Raw genomic sequence first — 17,742 nt, 5'->3', positions numbered from 1 at the left:
AGACTGATTGCGCACATGGACAATTTCTATCAGTGAAACCGTTGTCGTCACTGATACTCTCTGAAAATGTCCCGGCATACAGGAAGTATGTAAAAGGAATGAACGGAAACCTAAACCACACCCAATGTATCAATACGACTAAACGGAGATTGCCTAAACCAGAACGCAGAAATGCTATGTGTAATGCCCTATGGCGATAAATCCCAAGTGTGAAAAGCGAGGGAGATGACACTGAATATCCGGCATGGCAACGGAGCCGCCATAGTAGTCCGAGTGCGGGAAAGCCGCATACATGGCGAAGGGCGGCAGGTCATTCTATTGATAATCGAATGGAGGTATGCGAAATGCAAAAAGCTGAAACGGTATTATCAATACTAAAGCAAAAATCCAAACAAGATGAATCACACCGGTATGACCGTATCTACAGAAATCTTTTCAATGAGGACTTCTTTTTGCGGGCATATCAAAAAATCCATGCTAAGCAAGGCAATATGACGCCCGGAACAGACGGGACAACCATTGACGGTTTTAGCAGGAAGCAAATTTCTCAACTGATAGAACTGCTCAAATGGGAACGCTATCAACCAAAACCTGTCCGAAGGACATATATCCCCAAGAAGAACGGTAAAATGCGACCTTTGGGTATCCCTGCCTTTGCTGACAAGCTGGTACAGGAAGTAGTACGGCAGATTTTAGAGGCAATCTACGAGCCAATTTTCAGCGATAATTCGCACGGTTTTCGGCCTAATAGAAGCTGTCACACCGCACTGTATCAAATTAAAAGCACCTGTAGGGGAACCAACTGGGTAATTGAAGGCGATATCACCGGGTGCTTCGACCATATCGACCATGAAATATTGTTAAAGATACTCTCAAAGAAGATTGATGACGGTAGATTTCTTGAGCTTATTCGGAAATTCCTGAAAGCCGGATATTTGGAATTCAACCAGAAGTACAATTCGCTGTCGGGAACACCGCAGGGCGGCATCATCAGCCCCATTTTGGCCAACATTTATCTGCACGAGTTTGATAAGTTCATGGAAGGAATATCTGCTGAATACACCAAAGGGAAACAGCGGAGACCATATCGTGAATATCAGATTCTCCAATACAAACGAAACCGTGCAAAAAAGAAAGGCAATCAGGAACAAGCGGATGAGTACCTGCGGCAAATGCAGAATATCCCTGCCTTAGACCCTATGGATAAAAACTATCAGCGTGTAAAATATGTGCGCTATGCGGACGATTTTGTGGTCTGTATCATCGGCAGCAAGGCAACAGCGAATGAAATCAAGGAAAGAATTGCAGGTTTCATGCAAAAGGAACTTCATCTTGAATTGAGCCGGGAAAAAACGAAAATCACCAATCTGTCGGATAAACGAGTGCGTTTTCTGGGATACGAAATTACAAAATCTCAAGAGAACACAAAGCAAGTGGTTGATTCAATCGGTCGAAAGAAACGCTCTGTAAACGGTACAATTCAGTTAGTTGTGCCGGGAGATGTTATTCGGGAAAAGCTCAAGCCGTTCATTAAAAAGGGAAAACCCTATCAGGTGGGGGCACGAGTTAATCTGCCCGTGATTGAAATTATCAGTCAGTACAACGCAGAAATCAGAGGGCTTTACAATTACTATTGCTTAGCAACGGATGTCAGCACGAAAATATCCACATTTCAGTATTATCACTATTTCAGCATGATTAAGACAATCGCCCGAAAGGAAAAATCATCGGTCAAAAAGGTTATTCAGAAATATGGAATTGATGTTCCCAGAAAAAATGGAACTGGCACCATGCGTATTGTTGGTATCAGATACAATACGAAAGAAGGCCCTAAAACGATGACCTACTTCAATGACAGTCTAAAAAAGGTTAGCCGACCTGCCGGAGAAATCTCCGACCAATTCGGACAGGTATTAAAGGGTGGTCAGTTAATGAAAAGGCTCAACAGTGATGTATGTGAATTATGTGGAGCAGAACATTGTGCCTTGGAGATTCATCATGTAAGGAAGCTTAAGGACATTGTGAAGAAATACCGAAAACGTGGAACGCCTATGCCTAACTGGGTATGGCTGATGAGCTATATGAAGCGCAAAACGCTCGTCTTATGCCATGACTGCCACGTCAATCTTCATAATGGAACTTTGTAAAATGCTTTAGGAATGGCTGGGGAGCCGTATACATCGAAAGGTGTACGTACGGTTCTGAGGGAGGTTCTCGGAAATCCTGTCATAGAAATATGATAAGGCGTCCGGTTCCTACCCTACGGTGAAACACAGATTGAAACACCCGAAAGCGGCGCAGAGTTTGCTGTGTACCTGAAAGCCGCAGACAGCTACGAGGTTGCCGAGGACACCGAGCGTGATTATCTCACCTGTGATGAAAACGGCTTTGCTCAGACAAAGGATATGCCTTATGGCATCTACACCGTCCATCAGGTGTCCGGCTGGGAGGGCAGCGAGCTGATGCCCGACTTTGATGTGTTCATTTCTCAGAATGGGGCGACTTATCGATACCTTATCAACAATGCACCCTTTAACAGCTTCATCAAGATCGTGAAGCAGGACGCAGAAACCGGAAAGACCATTCCTTACGCCGGCGCAGGATTCAAGATTTATGACCCGGACGGTAATCCCGTAACAATGACCTTCACTTACCCGACGCCCACCACCATTGATGTGTTCTACACCAATGCAGAAGGTTCTCTTGTCACGCCGGAAAAGCTGTCTTTTGGAAAGGGATACTCTATTGTCGAGGTACAGGCTCCCTACGGCTATGTCCTTGATGAAACGCCCGTGTACTTCGATGTCACGGAGGATAATTCCACAGAAGAAAGCGGGGTTACGGTAGTAAAAGTGGATAAGCCCAATATGGCACAGAAAGGCACCATCACCGTGGAAAAAACCGGCGAGGTGTTCTTCGGCGTTTCCGTCATCGGCGGCGTAGATGAAAGCGGAAACGAACTGCCCACCATCTATCAGCCGCAGTATGAAAAGCGTGGACTTACCGGTGCGGTCTATGAGATCATCGCCGCAGAGGATATTATCACGCAGGACGGCACTGTCCGAAATCAGAAGGGTGAGGTCGTGGACACCGTTACAACCGATGCAACCGGCACAGCCGTGAGCCGTGAACTCTATCTCGGCAAATATGAGGTTCGTGAGATCACTGCACCCCACGGGATGGTGCTAAACCCGGAACCTCACTGCGTCGAGCTTGTTTACGCCGGTCAGAATGTTGCCGTAACGGAAACGGCGACTTCGTTCGAGAACGAGCGTCAGAAGGTGGAAATCAGCCTTGTAAAGTCCATCGAGCAGAATGAGCACTTCGGCATTGGCAATAACGGTGAAATGAAGAACATTTCCTTTGGGTTGTTTGCCGCCGAGGAAATCGTATCTGCCAGCGGAACTTCCATTCCCGCAAATGGTCTTGTTGAGATCATCTCTCTGAATGAGGACGGAACGGCAAAGGTTAAGACCGACCTTCCTTTTGGAAGCTACTATGTGCAGGAGCTTGCTACCGACAATCACTACAAGCTCTCCGATACCAAGTATCCCGTAACCTTTGCGTATGTCGGTCAGGATACAGCGGCTGTAAAGATTGCTGTCAATGATGGGAATGCTGTTGAAAACAAGCTGATCTACGGTTCTGTTTCCGGCAAGAAGGTCGATGAAAACGGCAGTGCTCTCGGCGGTGCGCTGATCGGACTGTTCCGCACGGATGACGACGAGTTTACAAAGGAAAACGCTCTGATGACTACCACTTCTGCTGAAGATGGTAGTTTTTCTTTTGAGAACATTCCTTACGGCACTTGGTATGTCCGTGAGATCGAACAGCCCGCCGGCTTCGTGCTGGACGATACCATCTATCCCGTGACCATCGGCGCAGACGGTCAGGTCGTGGAGATCGAAATCGTCAATGAGTATGTCCGTGGCAACATCCATCTGACCAAGGTGGATTCCGAATATCCTGACAATAAGCTGACCGGAGCGACCTTTGAGGTCTATAAGGACAGTAACGCAAACGGCAAGCTGGACGACAGCGATGAGCTGCTCGGCACACTGACCGAAAAGGAAATCGGTGAATACGGTATGAATGACCTGTTCTACGGTCGCTACTTCGTCAAGGAAACCAAAGCCCCGGAGGGTTTTGTCCTCGATACCGGCGTGTATGAAGTGATGATCGACACCAACGGCAAGACCTACGAGGTGGAGAACAAGGCAGGTGTCGGCTTCGTCAATGATGCTATGCGTGGCAACCTGAAAATTGTCAAGACCTCCTCTGACGGCAAGGTCAAGGGCTTCGCTTTCCGCATTACCGGTGCAAATGGCTATGACATTATCCTTGAAACCAACGACAAGGGTGAGATCTTCATTGACGGGCTTCGCATCGGGGACTACACCATTTCTGAGGTAAGCAACTCGGCTTCTTCGATGTATGTCCTGCCTGCCGACAAGAAGGCAACGGTCAAGCTCGGCTCCACAACCATTGTGGAGATGCACAATGTTCTGCGTGATACTCCCAAGACCGGAGACACTACCAATCTGCCGCTGCTCTATGCCCTTGCAGGTCTGTCCGCAGTGGGCATCGCTGTGTGCGGCGTTATCGGATTTAAGAAAAAGAAGAAGGAGGATCGTAACTAATGGAACCGAAAACCATCGTGGCTATCATGCTGGTAGCCTTTATCATCGGCGGCTTTATCTTCTTGCAGATTAGATCGAAAAACAAGAAGTGAGCTGATTATCCAAGGGGCGGAGCAAAAACTCCGCCCCTTTTCTACTACCCGAAGGAGGGAACTGATGAATCAACAGAAAACCGTGGAGAGCCGTGTGCTTTCTATCTTGAAGGACTGTCCGAGAGCAAGGTTCGACGATATGATCCTTATTATGCACTACTACAACCGCTATGCGACTTATCTCAGAGCCGGCGAACTGCCTCTCAATGACCTTGCATTCAACTACAAAGTCTACGGACTGCCGTGCTTTGAAACCATCCGCAGGGCAAGGCAGCGTGTGCAGTCGCTTTTTCCGGAATACTCCCGCAATGCCGAGCAGAATGATATGGTTATCATCATCGGCATTCTCTGAGGTAACGGCTATGGAAAATGAAAAGAGAAAGGTCGGTGATTACACCGTCCTCTGTGCCGTGAATATCGGCGCCCGTGAAATCATCCTTGCCGAGAATGAGCAGAGTACCAACGGAGAACGCTTCCTCTGCTGCTACGGAGAGCGCAACGACATCTTTGAGAAGTTTACCGAATGTGCCGTTGGCGACGACTATATTGATGCGGCACTATTCTTTGCAGAGCGTATCAAGAAAGATGCCGAGCAGTTTCGGGCTGAGGTTGAAAAGCTGGATATTCCTGTGACGGTTATCACCCAAGCGGACTGCATCCCCGACCACTATAAGAACGACATCAACGGCAAAATCATCGCCATCAACCCGGCTGTCCTCAAGCCGGAGTATCAAAGAGCAGATCGACAGCTTTTCCTTGTGACCGGCGGCTTCGGCGCTTCGGCAAATGCCCGTGGCAGTGCCGTATTTTGCAAAAATCTCTATGACGGCAAGAATACCCGTTATGAGCGTATGGATGTGCTGGGGGAAGTAAAGCCGGAGCGTATGCCTGATTGGGCAAAAGAAAAAGCGGCTGCTTTTAGCCGCACAATTCAAGGAAAAGACCACGAGCGATAAGGAGGCAGATTTCTATGGCAACAAAGAAAACCGCAGCCGAACAGGGCTTGCAGCAAAAAATGAAGGTGCTGGCAAAGCTCTTTGACGCAGGCTGTAAAACCGAAAAGGATTTGAAGGCGCTGACCTTGCCGACGATTCTGAAAATCCCCGATGTGACCGTTCCGGATATGACGGTCATCACCGAGCTTCAGGAGCAGGTTGCAAAGAACCGCCTTTTCTCATACTTGGGAGGTGGAGCAGATGAGCCAAGCGACACGACCGAATGACCGCCACATCATTTGGAGCAACCAAAACCTTGATGTGGACGACTGGCGAGAGGACTACAAGGAGTTCCTTGAAGCCAACGAGCTGGACGATGACCCGAATGATGAGCAGGCACTCTATGAGTGGATGGAGGAAACCAATTACGACTACCTCTCCGATGAGCGAGTCAACCTGAATGTTCAGCTTTCCCAGCCGATCATTGTCATTGGCGACATCGGCAGATGGAACGGCAGAGTGATGGGCTACAAGGACATCCCCTCCGGCAACATCCGAGATTGTCTGTATGCCGACACCGACTATACCGAATGGTATGTAGATCAATACGGCGACCTCCGTGCCGATGCTACTCATCACGACGGCACAAATCACTATCTCTACCGTGTGTTCAAAGACGGCGTTTCCGAAACGCAGATGGAGAACCTGAGAGATAAAATCTATCACGGCAAAGCCACACGAGCCGATATTACCCGGCTGACCCGGCGACTTGGGGATGAGATCGCCGCCGTTTACGGCTTTGACATCCCGAAACAAAGAGTATCTCAAGAGAGGAGTGAGCGATAATGGTAGATTTCACACTGCGACCGCTGACCGTTCCCGAACGCAAATACACCTACGCTCAAAGCTCGCAGCTTCAAGGGCAGACAGGCAATATCGGTTATCTGCGTGGGGACTTCGGCTCAAGCGGCGATCAGTTTTATACCACTTGGTTTGATACCCGACCGCAATGGAAAAGCGATGAGTTCAAGCGGGACTTGGATGATGTAATCAACGCCCTGCGCTCCGAGGAGTACGGACTGCTTCAAAGCCGTTCTCAGTTGGTGCGTTATGGGCGTGAGAACAAGGAAAGCGAAATGCAGGGTGCTTATACCACTGAGTTCGGCTTCCGAGCAGATACCGAGAAATATGCGTTCGTGCTTCGCTGTAATCCAACGAGGGGCGACTATAACTTCTACTGCCTCTGCTATGTAAAGGAATGGCTGGACAAGCACATCGAAGAAGCCAACCGGGATATTCGCTTTATTGACAGCCACTATAAAGAGCTGTTCCGTATCCCGGACGGAGAGCGCATCATTGTGACCGACCGTGACGGTAAGACGGAAAGCTATCCCTGCCGCTATATTGACAACTATCACACAGAGGTTGGACGCAATCTCTTTCACATTTGCGAGTTTGCCGAGCGTATGGAGCAAGGCGGCTGCATCTACGCCCCAATGGAGCCGCCCTTGCCTCCGATGTGCTATTCCATACTCCCGTCTACCGGCGAAGTCATTCAAATCGACCGCTGGCAAAAGGGCTATACCGCCACAAGGTTTAATGACGGAAACCGTGCAGAGAACGAAGCAATTAAGGATAAGTTCAATGAGAAGCTGGGTGTCAGCAAGGCGCAGGAGCAGGCAATGCTTGCCGGTTCTATGATCCGGTGGGACTCCATTGCCGCCAAACCCAAGAGCTATGATGAGAACGGCAAAGCCATCAAGCCAAAAGACTATGAACGATAAGGAGGTGTCCGCCGATGGCACGAAAATACGACTTCATTTCGGAGCTGTATAACCGAACCTGCAAAACGGTCGTTGCAAACCCCGCAAGCTGGGAGGCGTTTCTGCGCTCTACCTGCTACAACTACCGTCTGCGCTTTGATGAACAGCTTTTGGTTCACGCACAGCGACCGGACGCCACCGCCGTTCTTCAGATCGACGACTGGAACCAAAAGTTCGGGCGATGGGTCAATCGTGGAGCACACGGCATTGCCGTCTTTGAGGATGCCGACCAACGCCGCCAGCGGCTTGTCCACTACTTCGATATTTCCGACACGCATCCCAGCCGCTTTTCCCGCAGAGTTCCCATTTGGCAAATGCGGGACGAATACACGGCAGAAGTGATCGACACGCTGGAAAGCACCTTCGGAGAGTTGAACGACAAGGAAACCCTTGCCGTTGCCATCGAGTCGGCGGCGAGAAATGCCGTAGAGGACAACATCCCCGACTATCTCTCTGATCTGATCTACAGCGTGAAAGACAGCTTCTTGGACGGCGTATCCGAAGAAGAAATCACCCACATTTTCAAAAAAGCGGTGAGAAACAGCGTCGCCTATATGACGATGACCCGCCTGGGCATTGAAGCCGGAGAATACTTTGAACCCGATGACCTTCGGGATGTGGTGAATTTTACGACCCCTGCCACATTGAACGCCCTCGGCTATGCCACCAGCGATATTGCGGAGATGGGACTTGCGGAGATTTCCCGCACCATTCTTGCCCTCGACCGTCAAAATCGCATAATTGCAGAGAAAACCAAAGCCGATTACAATGTAGGCAAAGAAAAAAACGAAAGGAGTCCTGACGATGAACGAGATCACTTACACGAGGCAGGGGGATTATCTGCTCCCCGATCTGACAATGCCGGAGCAGCCGGAGCTGTCGATGGGCAGGTACGCCCGGATGCGGAAGAAGTTCCTGAAGGAGCATCACAAGGTGCGCTACTACAACCTGCTGACGAGCTGCGCCCTGAACGAGCATCTGAACGACACGGAGCGCAGAGCGAACGAGCTGGAACAGATGCTGACGGAGCAGATGGCAGCGTCGGAGGGCGTGACGGAGAATCTGAAAGCGACGGATATGATGAGCTGGGTTCGGAAGATGAACAGTATCCGGAGCCGGGTTCAGGAGATCGTGATGTCGGAGGTAATCTTCGCTTAGACTATTACGACCGAAGTCACGAGGATAAAAGCCTGCCGTTCTTTGGCGGCGATGATACGATTCGTGAAATCCTCGGCACCACGCTGCACCTGAAAGCAAGCAAAGACGAGATACGGGTATTCTTTGAAGCAACCGCTGATGAGAACGCCCGTATTTCTTATATCAAGCGCATTTTCAACAACGACTACACCGAGGTCATTCTGAGAGATGGACGGCGTGTGGGCTACAAAACCTATCAGAATGTGTTGCAGCTTTGGGAGGGCAGTTATCTCTCCCGCATGGCACAGAGTTTCTATGATTGGGGCGTAATTGCCCAGCATTTTGAAGCGATGCGGCTGCTTGGGGAGTTGCAGGACACGATGAAGCCGCTGCCGTCCATTGACGGGCAGTTGAGCTTGATGACAGCAGGAGCAGAGGAACGAAAGCCCTCTGCTTTTACTTTCTCTCAGGAGATCATCGACGCTGTTCTCACCCGTGGCAGCGGCATTTCTGAGGGGAAAATGCGAATCTATGAGCAGTTCCAAAAGAGCCTGTCTGCAAAGGAAAACGCAGATTTCCTAAAAAATGAATACGGCTGGGGCGGAGCCTATCCGGCTATTGTCGGAGCCGATATTGATGAGCAGCACGACGGCAAAGGTATCCGTATTTCTAAAGGCATCGGAAGCGATAAACCTCATATCGACCTGAAATGGAGTCAGGTGGAGAAGCGTATTGCCGAGCTGATAAAACTCGACCGTTACTTGAACCCCAAGGAAAAGGCACAGTACCCTGAGTGGCTGCAAAGGCAGGAAGAACGCCGTGCAGAGCTTGCCGAGGAACGAAGGAACAGAGAAATCTTGTCTACTGCACTTTCCGAAAAGGCAGAGGCAAAAAATGAGCAATATGAGTACCATCTCGGCAGCACCATCTATCTCGGCGCAAACGAATATGAAATCCTGTCCTTTGATGACGAGCGTGTGATGCTCTATGATACGCAGTTTCCGCTTTTCAACAAGGAAATGACGAGAACTGAGTTCGACAGCAAGGTGCAGGAGAACCCGCTGAATGACCATTTGAAGGTCGCTATTAAACAGCCAGAAGAAAAGGCGGTCGAGTATGACATCGGGATGGGCTATCTCGGCAACGGACTGACCGTTTGGAACCGTGCCGTGGAGGTCAATGGGGACTATCAGAACATTGCCCATATCTCCCCCGAAGGTGAGATCACCTTCTATGTGCAGGACTTGCCGCAAAGCGTTGTGGAGCGTATCGAACAGGCGGCAGAAAGAGAAAAGCCAAAGGATGATGCTTTGCCAGAGTTCTATCAGGCGTATCTTAAAACCAAAACAGACAATCCGAGTAGCCTTTTGCTGTATCAGGTGGGCGACTTCTTTGAAGCCTATACCGAGGACGCTGAGGTCGTCGGGACAGCCCTTGACTTGACGCAGACGACCCGTGTCGTCGATCACAACACCCGTGTCCCAATGGTAGGATTTCCGCAGCACCGCTTGGAAACCTACCTTACAATGCTGACCGACAGAGGGTACGATGTAGCGGTCAACGCTTTGGAGGACGGTAAACGCATTACCCGCACCGTGGTTTCCACCACGAAGGAAGCACCCATCGAGTCCAAACCTATCGGCAGGATCGACTATCTCGGCACGGACGGCAAGGTCGGTGAAAGCATCGAGTACACCAGTCCTTATCAGTTTGAGAAGGACATCAAGGAGGAAAACTACTACGGTGTGCCGATGAGCATTGTTCTGTATAAGGACAAGGACGGCAGTACCATTCCCTATGACTTTGTTACTCGACTTGACCCACCGCCCAAGGGCTTTGAGATCATCGACAGCCCGTATCTGCCGGAAAATGCTCTGGACAAGGCGAAGCATCTCATTGATGATTTTTGCCGTGAGGAGTATCAGCGTGAGGACGGTGCGGATTACACTGACCTTACCAATGTAGGTATTGCCTACACCACCACAGAGGACGACAGGCACGAGATTCAGGCAAGGGTCAACCTTGTGGATTTCCGTATCGAAACTCTTGCAGACGGCAAGGTCGTCCGCAGTGAGCAGTATGCGTCCCTTGAAGAACTGACCGAAAAAGGACTGCAAGCACTGTCCTTTGACGACCTTGTTTATCTCTCCGAGGAAGAACTGGCACAGACAGAAGTACCCCTTACCCCTGTTTGGGAGCATCCGAAGAAAAGCCAGGTGCAGTCCTTTGACATTCATCCCGAAATCCCAATGGCAGACCGTCATACCTTTGACCTTGCTTCTCACGAGGTCGAGGAGGTCAACAAGAAAGAACGCTTCCACCGCAACTATGCGGCAATCACCGTTCTGAAAAGGTGTCAGGAAGAAAACCGCTTCGCAACACCGGACGAGCAGATCATTCTTTCCAAGTATGTTGGCTGGGGCGGTATTCCCGAAGCCTTTGATGAGCGAGCCGGTTCTTGGCAGACAGAGTTCGGGATGCTGAAAAACATCCTGTCGCCAGAGGAATACGCTTCCGCAAGAGAAAGCACTCTGACCGCTTTCTACACGCCGCCAACGGTTATCAATGCCGTGTATAAGGTGATGAAACAGCTTGGATTCCGTGAGGGCAACATCTTGGAACCGTCCTGCGGCATCGGGCATTTTATCGGTATGCTTCCCGAAGAAATGAAGGAAAGCAAGATCTACGGTGTGGAGCTGGATACGGTTTCTGCCGGTATCGCACAGCAGTTATATCAAAAGTCCTCTATCGCCGCACAGGGCTTTGAGGAAACCAACCTCCCCGACAGCTTCTTTGATGCCGTTGTGGGGAATGTACCCTTCGGGGATTTCAAGGTTCCTGACAAGCGTTACGACAAGCACAAGTTTCTCGTTCACGACTATTTCTTCGCCAAATCCTTGGACAAGCTCCGTCCGGGCGGCGTAATGGCGCTCATTACGAGCAAGGGTACGATGGATAAGGAAAACTCCGCTGTCCGAAAGTATATTGCTCAGCGAGCTGACCTGCTTGGTGCTATCCGTTTGCCGAATAACACCTTTAAGGGTAACGCCGGAACGGAGGCCGTTTCGGATATTCTTATTCTGCAAAAGCGTGACCGCATTGTGGATATAGAGCCGGATTGGGTACAGCTCGGCACAGATGAAAACGGTATCCTGATGAACAGGTACTTTGTTGAGCATCCCGAAATGATACTCGGAGAGATGAAAATGGTGTCGGGGCGTTTCGGTCCCGAAGCCACCTGCGTCCCTTACGAGGGGGCAGACCTTGCCGAGCAACTCGGCGAAGCCGTTTCCAATATTCACGGTGAGCTGACCGCATATGAGGTGGAGGATGAGCTTGCAGAGGAGGACAATTCCATTCCCGCCGACCCCACTGCCCGCAACTTCTCATACACCGTTGTGGACGACAAAATCTACTATCGAGAAAACAGCCGTATGGCTCCGGTGGAGGTATCCGCTACCGCAGAGAACCGCATAAAGGGTATGATCCGCATCCGTGATTCGGTCAGAAAGCTGATCGAATTGCAGACGGAGGATTACCCCGACTCGGAAATTAAAGCGGAGCAGGAGCGATTAAATGCTCTTTATGATGCCTTTTCCAAGCAGTACGGACTTATCAACAGCCGTGCCAACATCTCCGCCTTTTCGCAGGACAGTTCCTTTTCTCTGCTCTCGGCTCTTGAGGTCTTGGGCGATGAAGGACAGCTTGAACGCAAGGCGGATATATTCTACAAACGAACCATCAAGCCACACACCCCGGTCACTTCCGTAGATACCGCCAGCGAAGCGCTTGCTGTTTCTATGGGCGAAAAAGCCCGTGTGGATATGGATTATATGTGCGAGCTGACCGGCAAGACCGAAGAAGAAATCTTTGCAGACTTGAAGGGCGTTATCTTTCTGAATCCGATGCACGGGTACGGCAATTCCACACAGGCAAAGTACCTGATGGCGGATGAATACCTCTCCGGCAATGTCCGTGAAAAGTTGGCACTCGCCCGAAAGTCGGCGGAGCTTTACCCCGAAGATTACACCGTCAATGTGGAAGCACTGGAACGGGTGCAGCCCAAAGACCTGACTGCCAGCGAAATTGCCGTTCGGCTCGGTGCTACTTGGTTGCCGACCGAAATTGTCGAACAGTTTATGTTTGAGTTCTTGGGGACACCAAGGTACGCACAGTGGAACATCAAGGTTCACTTCTCTGCCTATACCGGCGAATGGAACATTGAGGGCAAGTCCTATGACCGCAGCAATGTGAAAGCATACAGCACCTACGGTACGGGGCGCATCAACGCCTATAAGATCATCGAGGAAACACTGAACCTGAAGGATGTCCGCATCTTCGACTATGTAGAGGACGCAGACGGCAAAAAGAAAGCCATTCTGAACAAGAAGGAAACGGCAATCGCACAGGCAAAGCAGGAGCTGATTAAGCAGGGTTTTCAGGATTGGGTTTGGTCTGACCCTGAACGCAGAGAACGGCTTTGCATCCTTTACAACGAGAAATTCAACAGCTTGCGTCCCCGTGAGTACGATGGAAGCCACATCGTTTTCAGCGGTATGAACCCGGAAATCGAGCTTCGGGAACACCAAAGAAATGCGGTGGCGCACATCCTCTACGGCGGCAATACGCTGCTTGCACACGCCGTTGGCGCAGGGAAAACCTTCGAGATGGTTTCGGCGGCGATGGAGTCCAAACGGCTCGGATTGTGCAGTAAATCCCTGTTTGTCGTACCCAACCACCTCACTGAGCAGTGGGCATCGGAGTTCTTACAGCTCTATCCCTCCGCCAACATTTTGGTGGCAACGAAGAAAGACTTTGAAACCAAGAACCGCAAAAAGTTCTGCGGCAGAATTGCCACCGGCGATTACGATGCCATCATTATCGGGCATTCGCAGTTCGAGAAAATACCGATGTCCATTGAACGGCAGCGGGCGATCCTCGAACAGCAGCTTGATGAAGTTACGGAGGGCATTACGGAACTGAAAAAGAACCGTGGAGATAACTTCTCCGTAAAACAACTGGAACGCACAAAGAAATCTGTCAAGCAGAAGCTCGATAAGCTCAACGACCAATCCAAAAAGGATGATACCGTGACCTTTGAGGAGTTGGGTGTTGACAGGCTCTTTATCGATGAGAGTCACTACTACAAGAACCTGTTTCTCTTTACCAAAATGCGAAATGTAGGCGGCATTGCTCAAACCGAAGCAATGAAGTCCAGCGACCTCTTTATGAAATGCAGGTACTTGGACGAGCTGACCGGAGGGCGTGGGACAGTGTTTGCGACAGGAACGCCGATCTCCAATTCGATGGTCGAGCTTTACACCATTCAGCGATACTTGCAGTACAACACCCTTGTTCAGAACAACTTGCAGCACTTCGATGCCTGGGCTTCCACTTTCGGAGAAACCATTACGGCAGTTGAACTTACACCCGAAGGAACGGGATACCGAGCCAAAACACGCTTTGCCCGCTTCTACAATTTACCGGAGCTGATGGCGATGTTTAAGGAAATCGCAGACATCAAAACAGCGGATATGCTTGACCTGCCAGTGCCGAAAGCGGTCTTTCACAACATCTCGGTGAAGCCCTCTGAAATCCAAAGGGATATGGTTGCGGGGCTTGCGGAAAGAGCCGAAAGGGTGCGGAACGGTATGGTTGATGCAAGAGTGGATAATATGCTCAAGATCACAAACGACGGCAGAAAGCTGGCACTTGACCAGCGGCTTATCAATCCGTTGCTCCCTGATTTTGAGGACAGCAAGCTCAACGCCTGCGTGGACGCTATGTTTGAAACTTGGGTGCGTGGCAGTGAGAAGCGGTTGACCCAGCTATTTTTCTGCGACCTGTCTACGCCGAAAAACGACGGCTCCTTCAATGTCTATGACGACATTCGACAGAAGCTGATTGCCCGTGGTGTACCCGCCGATGAGATCAAGTTTATCCACGAGGCGGATACCGAAGCAAAGAAGCTGGAGCTGTTCAAGAAGGTACGCCGAGGGGATGTCCGCATCCTGATGGGCAGTACGCAGAAGATGGGAGCCGGTACGAATGTGCAGAACAAACTTGCCGCATCCTCCGATCTCGATTGCCCGTGGCGACCCTCCGACTTGGAACAGCGGCTCGGCAGAAGTATCCGGCAAGGCAACGAAAATGCAGAGGTTCACATCTACCGTTTCGTGACGGAAGAAACCTTTGATGCCTACTTATATCAGCTCGTGGAAGGCAAGCAGAAGTTCGCTTCGCAGATAATGACCAGCAAATCACCGGTACGCTCCTGCGAAGATATTGACGAAACCGCACTGTCTTACGCTGAAATCAAAATGCTGGCGACCGGCAATCCCCACATCAAAGAGAAGATGGACTTGGACATTCAGGTTCAGAAGCTGCGGCTCTTAAAGTCCAGCTTCCTCTCCGAAAAATATGCTTTGGAGGATAAGATCATCAAGTTCTATCCGCAGGAGATCGCACGGCGGACGGATGTAATTGCGGGATTAAAATCCGATATTGAAAGAATGGCAGAGCACCCGAAGCCGTCTGATGAAACCTTTGTGGGTATGACGGTCAAGGGTGCTTTCTATTCAGAGAAAGCGGATGCCGGCAACGCCATCTTGGAGGCGTGTAAGGCAATGACGAATCCCGAACCCATTCCCCTCGGTGAGTACCGTGGTTTTACGATGGAGCTGTACTTTGAAGCAAGAGAATACAAAGTGCGGCTCAAGGGTGAGCTTGGTTATCCCGTAACCCTCGGCACGGACACCTTCGGTAATATCACCCGCTTGGATAATGCGCTGGAGGGACTTCCAAAGCGTTTGGAGATGAACGAAATGGAGCTTGATAACCTCAAAAAGCAGTTTGAAACTGCAAAGGTCGATGTGGAAAGACCGTTCCCGCAGGAGGAAGAATTGAAAGCTAAGACCGACCGGCTGAATGAACTCAACGCCCTGCTCAATGTGGATAAGCGTGAGAACGAGATCGTCGGCGGTGAACCCGATGAGGGTGAAGAACCGCCCGAAAAGAAACCGAGGGACTTGGAACGCTGACTAATGCGGTATGGGAATGATCTCATACTGCCGACACATAGCCGCTTGGTTTTCAAAAGAAATCAGGCGGCTATTTCTATTTTGAAGGAGGTGTTCGCTATGAGCGAAACAGATTACAACGCTCGCCTTTATGAGAAAATGAAAGCCGAGCAGGACAAATATCGGGACTGGCTGCTGCATCAGGAGCCGTCCGAAATCCTCAACCACACCTACGAATACACGATGCGTGAGGACATCGTAATGTGTATGGAGGAGCTGGAGCTTGAGCCGGAAAAGGCAAGGGCCTTGCTTCGTTCCCCTTGTCCTCTGAGTGATGTGTATAAGGAGTTCCGGGACAGAGAAACCGAGCATATGGATACCATCCGGGACTCCATCGAAACGGAAGCGGACAAGAGCCTGCAACGGCAGGAGAAGAAACAGCAACGGGAAAGCAGGTGATTTTATGCCGTATATCCCACCGGAGGTGGTGGAACAGGCACGGCAAATCGATCTGCTGACCTATCTGCAAAGCTGTGAGCCGCAGGAGCTTGTCCGCATTTCCGGCAACAATTATACCACCCGCACCCACGATAGCTTGAAGATTTCTAACGGCAAGTGGATGTGGTGGTCACAACGCATCGGCGGCTACAATGCCCTTGACTATCTTGTGAAAGTCAAGGGCTGTTCTTTTGTGGAGGCGATTGAAACGCTGATGGGAAAGGCGGCGGTGATGCCGACGGTGACGGTCAAGCCCAAGCAGAAAACGGAGCCGAAGATCTTGCTTCTGCCGGATAAAAGTGCTTCCACAGAAAGAATTAAAGAGTATCTTTTCGGCAGGGGCATCGACTATGCCATCATCCAATACTGTATTGACAAGGGGCTGATTTTCGAGAGCTTGCCGTATCACAATCTTGTGTGCGTAGGCTTTGATGAGAAAAATACCCCTCGCTATGCTTCCTACCGAGCGACCAATGACCGCCGTATTTTGGGTGACTGCTCCGGCAGTGACAAGCACTATTCTTTTCGGATCGCAGACAGCGACAGCGGCACGGTGCATCTCTTTGAGTGTGCCATTGACCTGCTTTCCTATGCGACGCTTGAAAAGATGGCGGGCAGAGATTGGCGAAAAGACAACCTCGTTTCCCTCGCCGGTGTGTATCTGCCCAAGGAGAGAATCGAGGACAGCACTACCCCTGCGGCTCTTGTGAAGTACCTCAATGAGAAGCCGCAAATCAAGGAAATTCTCCTGCACTTCGACAACGACAATGCCGGGAGAAAAGCCAGCCTTGCGCTGAAAACCATATTGCCGAGCAAGTATGAAGTCATTGACAGCCCTCCGCCCTGCGGCAAGGACTACAATGACTTTCTTTGTTTCCAGCTCGGTATCCACCGCAACAAAGCCAAAGAAAGGACGAATGAACGATGACTGAGTTCAGTATTTATCAGATCAATATGGACAGGGATACCGCCAATGTGTGCTTCATCGGAATGGAATCCCTCGAAAAAATCAAAGGCACTAAGGATGTCCACGCAGCCGCTTACGACAGAGTTTATGACGGCAAAATGGACTGCATCTCCCTCGAAAATATCTATCAGAAGTTCAATGTTGACCATCCTGCCGACTACAAGGGACGCTCTCTTTCCGTGTCGGATGTAGTCGAAATCAGGGAGAGCGACACCCTGAATCCCGGCTTTTACTTCGTGGACAGTATCGGGTTCAAGTCGATTTCTTTCGACAAATCACCCTGTAAAGAGCCGGTGAAAGCAAGCGACGGAAAGATTTCCGTTCTGCTTGTTGAGCCGAACAAGTATCCCAAGATGATTGAGATCGACGATACCTTGGAGGTAATGCAGACAGTGGTCGGCGGCGACATTGAGGAATATATGCCTTTTGAAGATGAGGTCGCCATTATCTGCAATGAGGAGGGCAAGGTCAATGGACTGACCCCGAATCGGGCGGTTTATGGAGAGCCACAAGCCGTTGAAATGACCTTTGCCGAGATGCGTAGCCGCTTTTGTGAAGCGGAAAATGAGGGCAAAGAACACCTTTCCGGCTATATCGTTTTCACGCAGGACAGCTTTGACAAGCCATACGA

Annotated in this window: 9 protein-coding genes and 2 pseudogenes; all 11 read left to right on the top strand. The window is 50.4% G+C overall.

The features are described from left to right. Positions 1 to 344 precede the first annotated feature (344 nt). Positions 345 to 2,147 carry a group II intron reverse transcriptase/maturase gene (ltrA, locus tag U0L91_RS06975; RefSeq protein ID WP_022299210.1) on the top strand — a complete coding sequence of 601 codons (1,803 nt, stop codon included), beginning with the start codon at positions 345 to 347 and terminating at the stop codon, positions 2,145 to 2,147. 117 nt (positions 2,148 to 2,264) lie between these two features. After that, a pseudogene (locus tag U0L91_RS06970) lies at positions 2,265 to 4,640 on the top strand (SpaA isopeptide-forming pilin-related protein); the annotation flags it as partial. A gap of 156 nt (positions 4,641 to 4,796) precedes the next feature. Continuing rightward, positions 4,797 to 5,084, top strand: coding sequence for a hypothetical protein (locus tag U0L91_RS06965; RefSeq protein WP_330045538.1), 288 nt, complete (start codon positions 4,797 to 4,799; stop codon positions 5,082 to 5,084). A gap of 10 nt (positions 5,085 to 5,094) precedes the next feature. Then, positions 5,095 to 5,688, top strand: a complete 594-nt coding sequence (locus tag U0L91_RS06960; RefSeq protein WP_330045536.1) for a hypothetical protein — start codon at positions 5,095 to 5,097, stop codon at positions 5,686 to 5,688. A 14-nt stretch (positions 5,689 to 5,702) separates the two neighbouring features. Next, a complete protein-coding gene (locus U0L91_RS06955; RefSeq protein ID WP_330045534.1) occupies positions 5,703 to 5,954 on the top strand; it encodes a hypothetical protein in 252 nt (83 codons plus the stop codon). After that, positions 5,929 to 6,513 (top strand): hypothetical protein, encoded by a 585-nt coding sequence (locus U0L91_RS06950; RefSeq protein WP_330045533.1) that lies wholly within the window; start codon positions 5,929 to 5,931, stop codon positions 6,511 to 6,513. The genes U0L91_RS06955 and U0L91_RS06950 overlap by 26 nt, the downstream gene beginning before the upstream one ends. Then, positions 6,513 to 7,451, top strand: a complete 939-nt coding sequence (locus tag U0L91_RS06945) for a hypothetical protein (RefSeq protein WP_330045531.1) — start codon at positions 6,513 to 6,515, stop codon at positions 7,449 to 7,451. Before U0L91_RS06950 ends, U0L91_RS06945 begins: the two co-directional genes overlap by 1 nt. A gap of 14 nt (positions 7,452 to 7,465) precedes the next feature. Next, positions 7,466 to 15,667: a MutS N-terminal domain-containing protein gene (locus tag U0L91_RS06930; RefSeq protein WP_481804522.1), complete on the top strand. Its 8,202-nt coding sequence runs from the start codon at positions 7,466 to 7,468 to the stop codon at positions 15,665 to 15,667. 99 nt (positions 15,668 to 15,766) lie between these two features. Next, a pseudogene (locus tag U0L91_RS06925) lies at positions 15,767 to 16,081 on the top strand (DUF3848 domain-containing protein); the annotation flags it as partial. A 28-nt stretch (positions 16,082 to 16,109) separates the two neighbouring features. After that, positions 16,110 to 17,072 carry a DUF3991 and toprim domain-containing protein gene (locus U0L91_RS06920; RefSeq protein WP_330045526.1) on the top strand — a complete coding sequence of 321 codons (963 nt, stop codon included), beginning with the start codon at positions 16,110 to 16,112 and terminating at the stop codon, positions 17,070 to 17,072. Beyond that, positions 17,069 to 17,742: YodL domain-containing protein (locus tag U0L91_RS06915; RefSeq protein WP_330045524.1), on the top strand; the 674-nt coding region annotated here is incomplete at its 3' end. The genes U0L91_RS06920 and U0L91_RS06915, both read left to right, overlap by 4 nt.

The sequence above is a fragment of the Gemmiger sp. genome, assembly GCF_036306485.1.
Taxonomy (GTDB): Bacteria; Bacillota; Clostridia; order Oscillospirales; family Ruminococcaceae; genus Gemmiger.
Note: the sequence above shows the minus strand (reverse complement) of the source record. Positions and strands in the feature narration are given on the sequence as shown.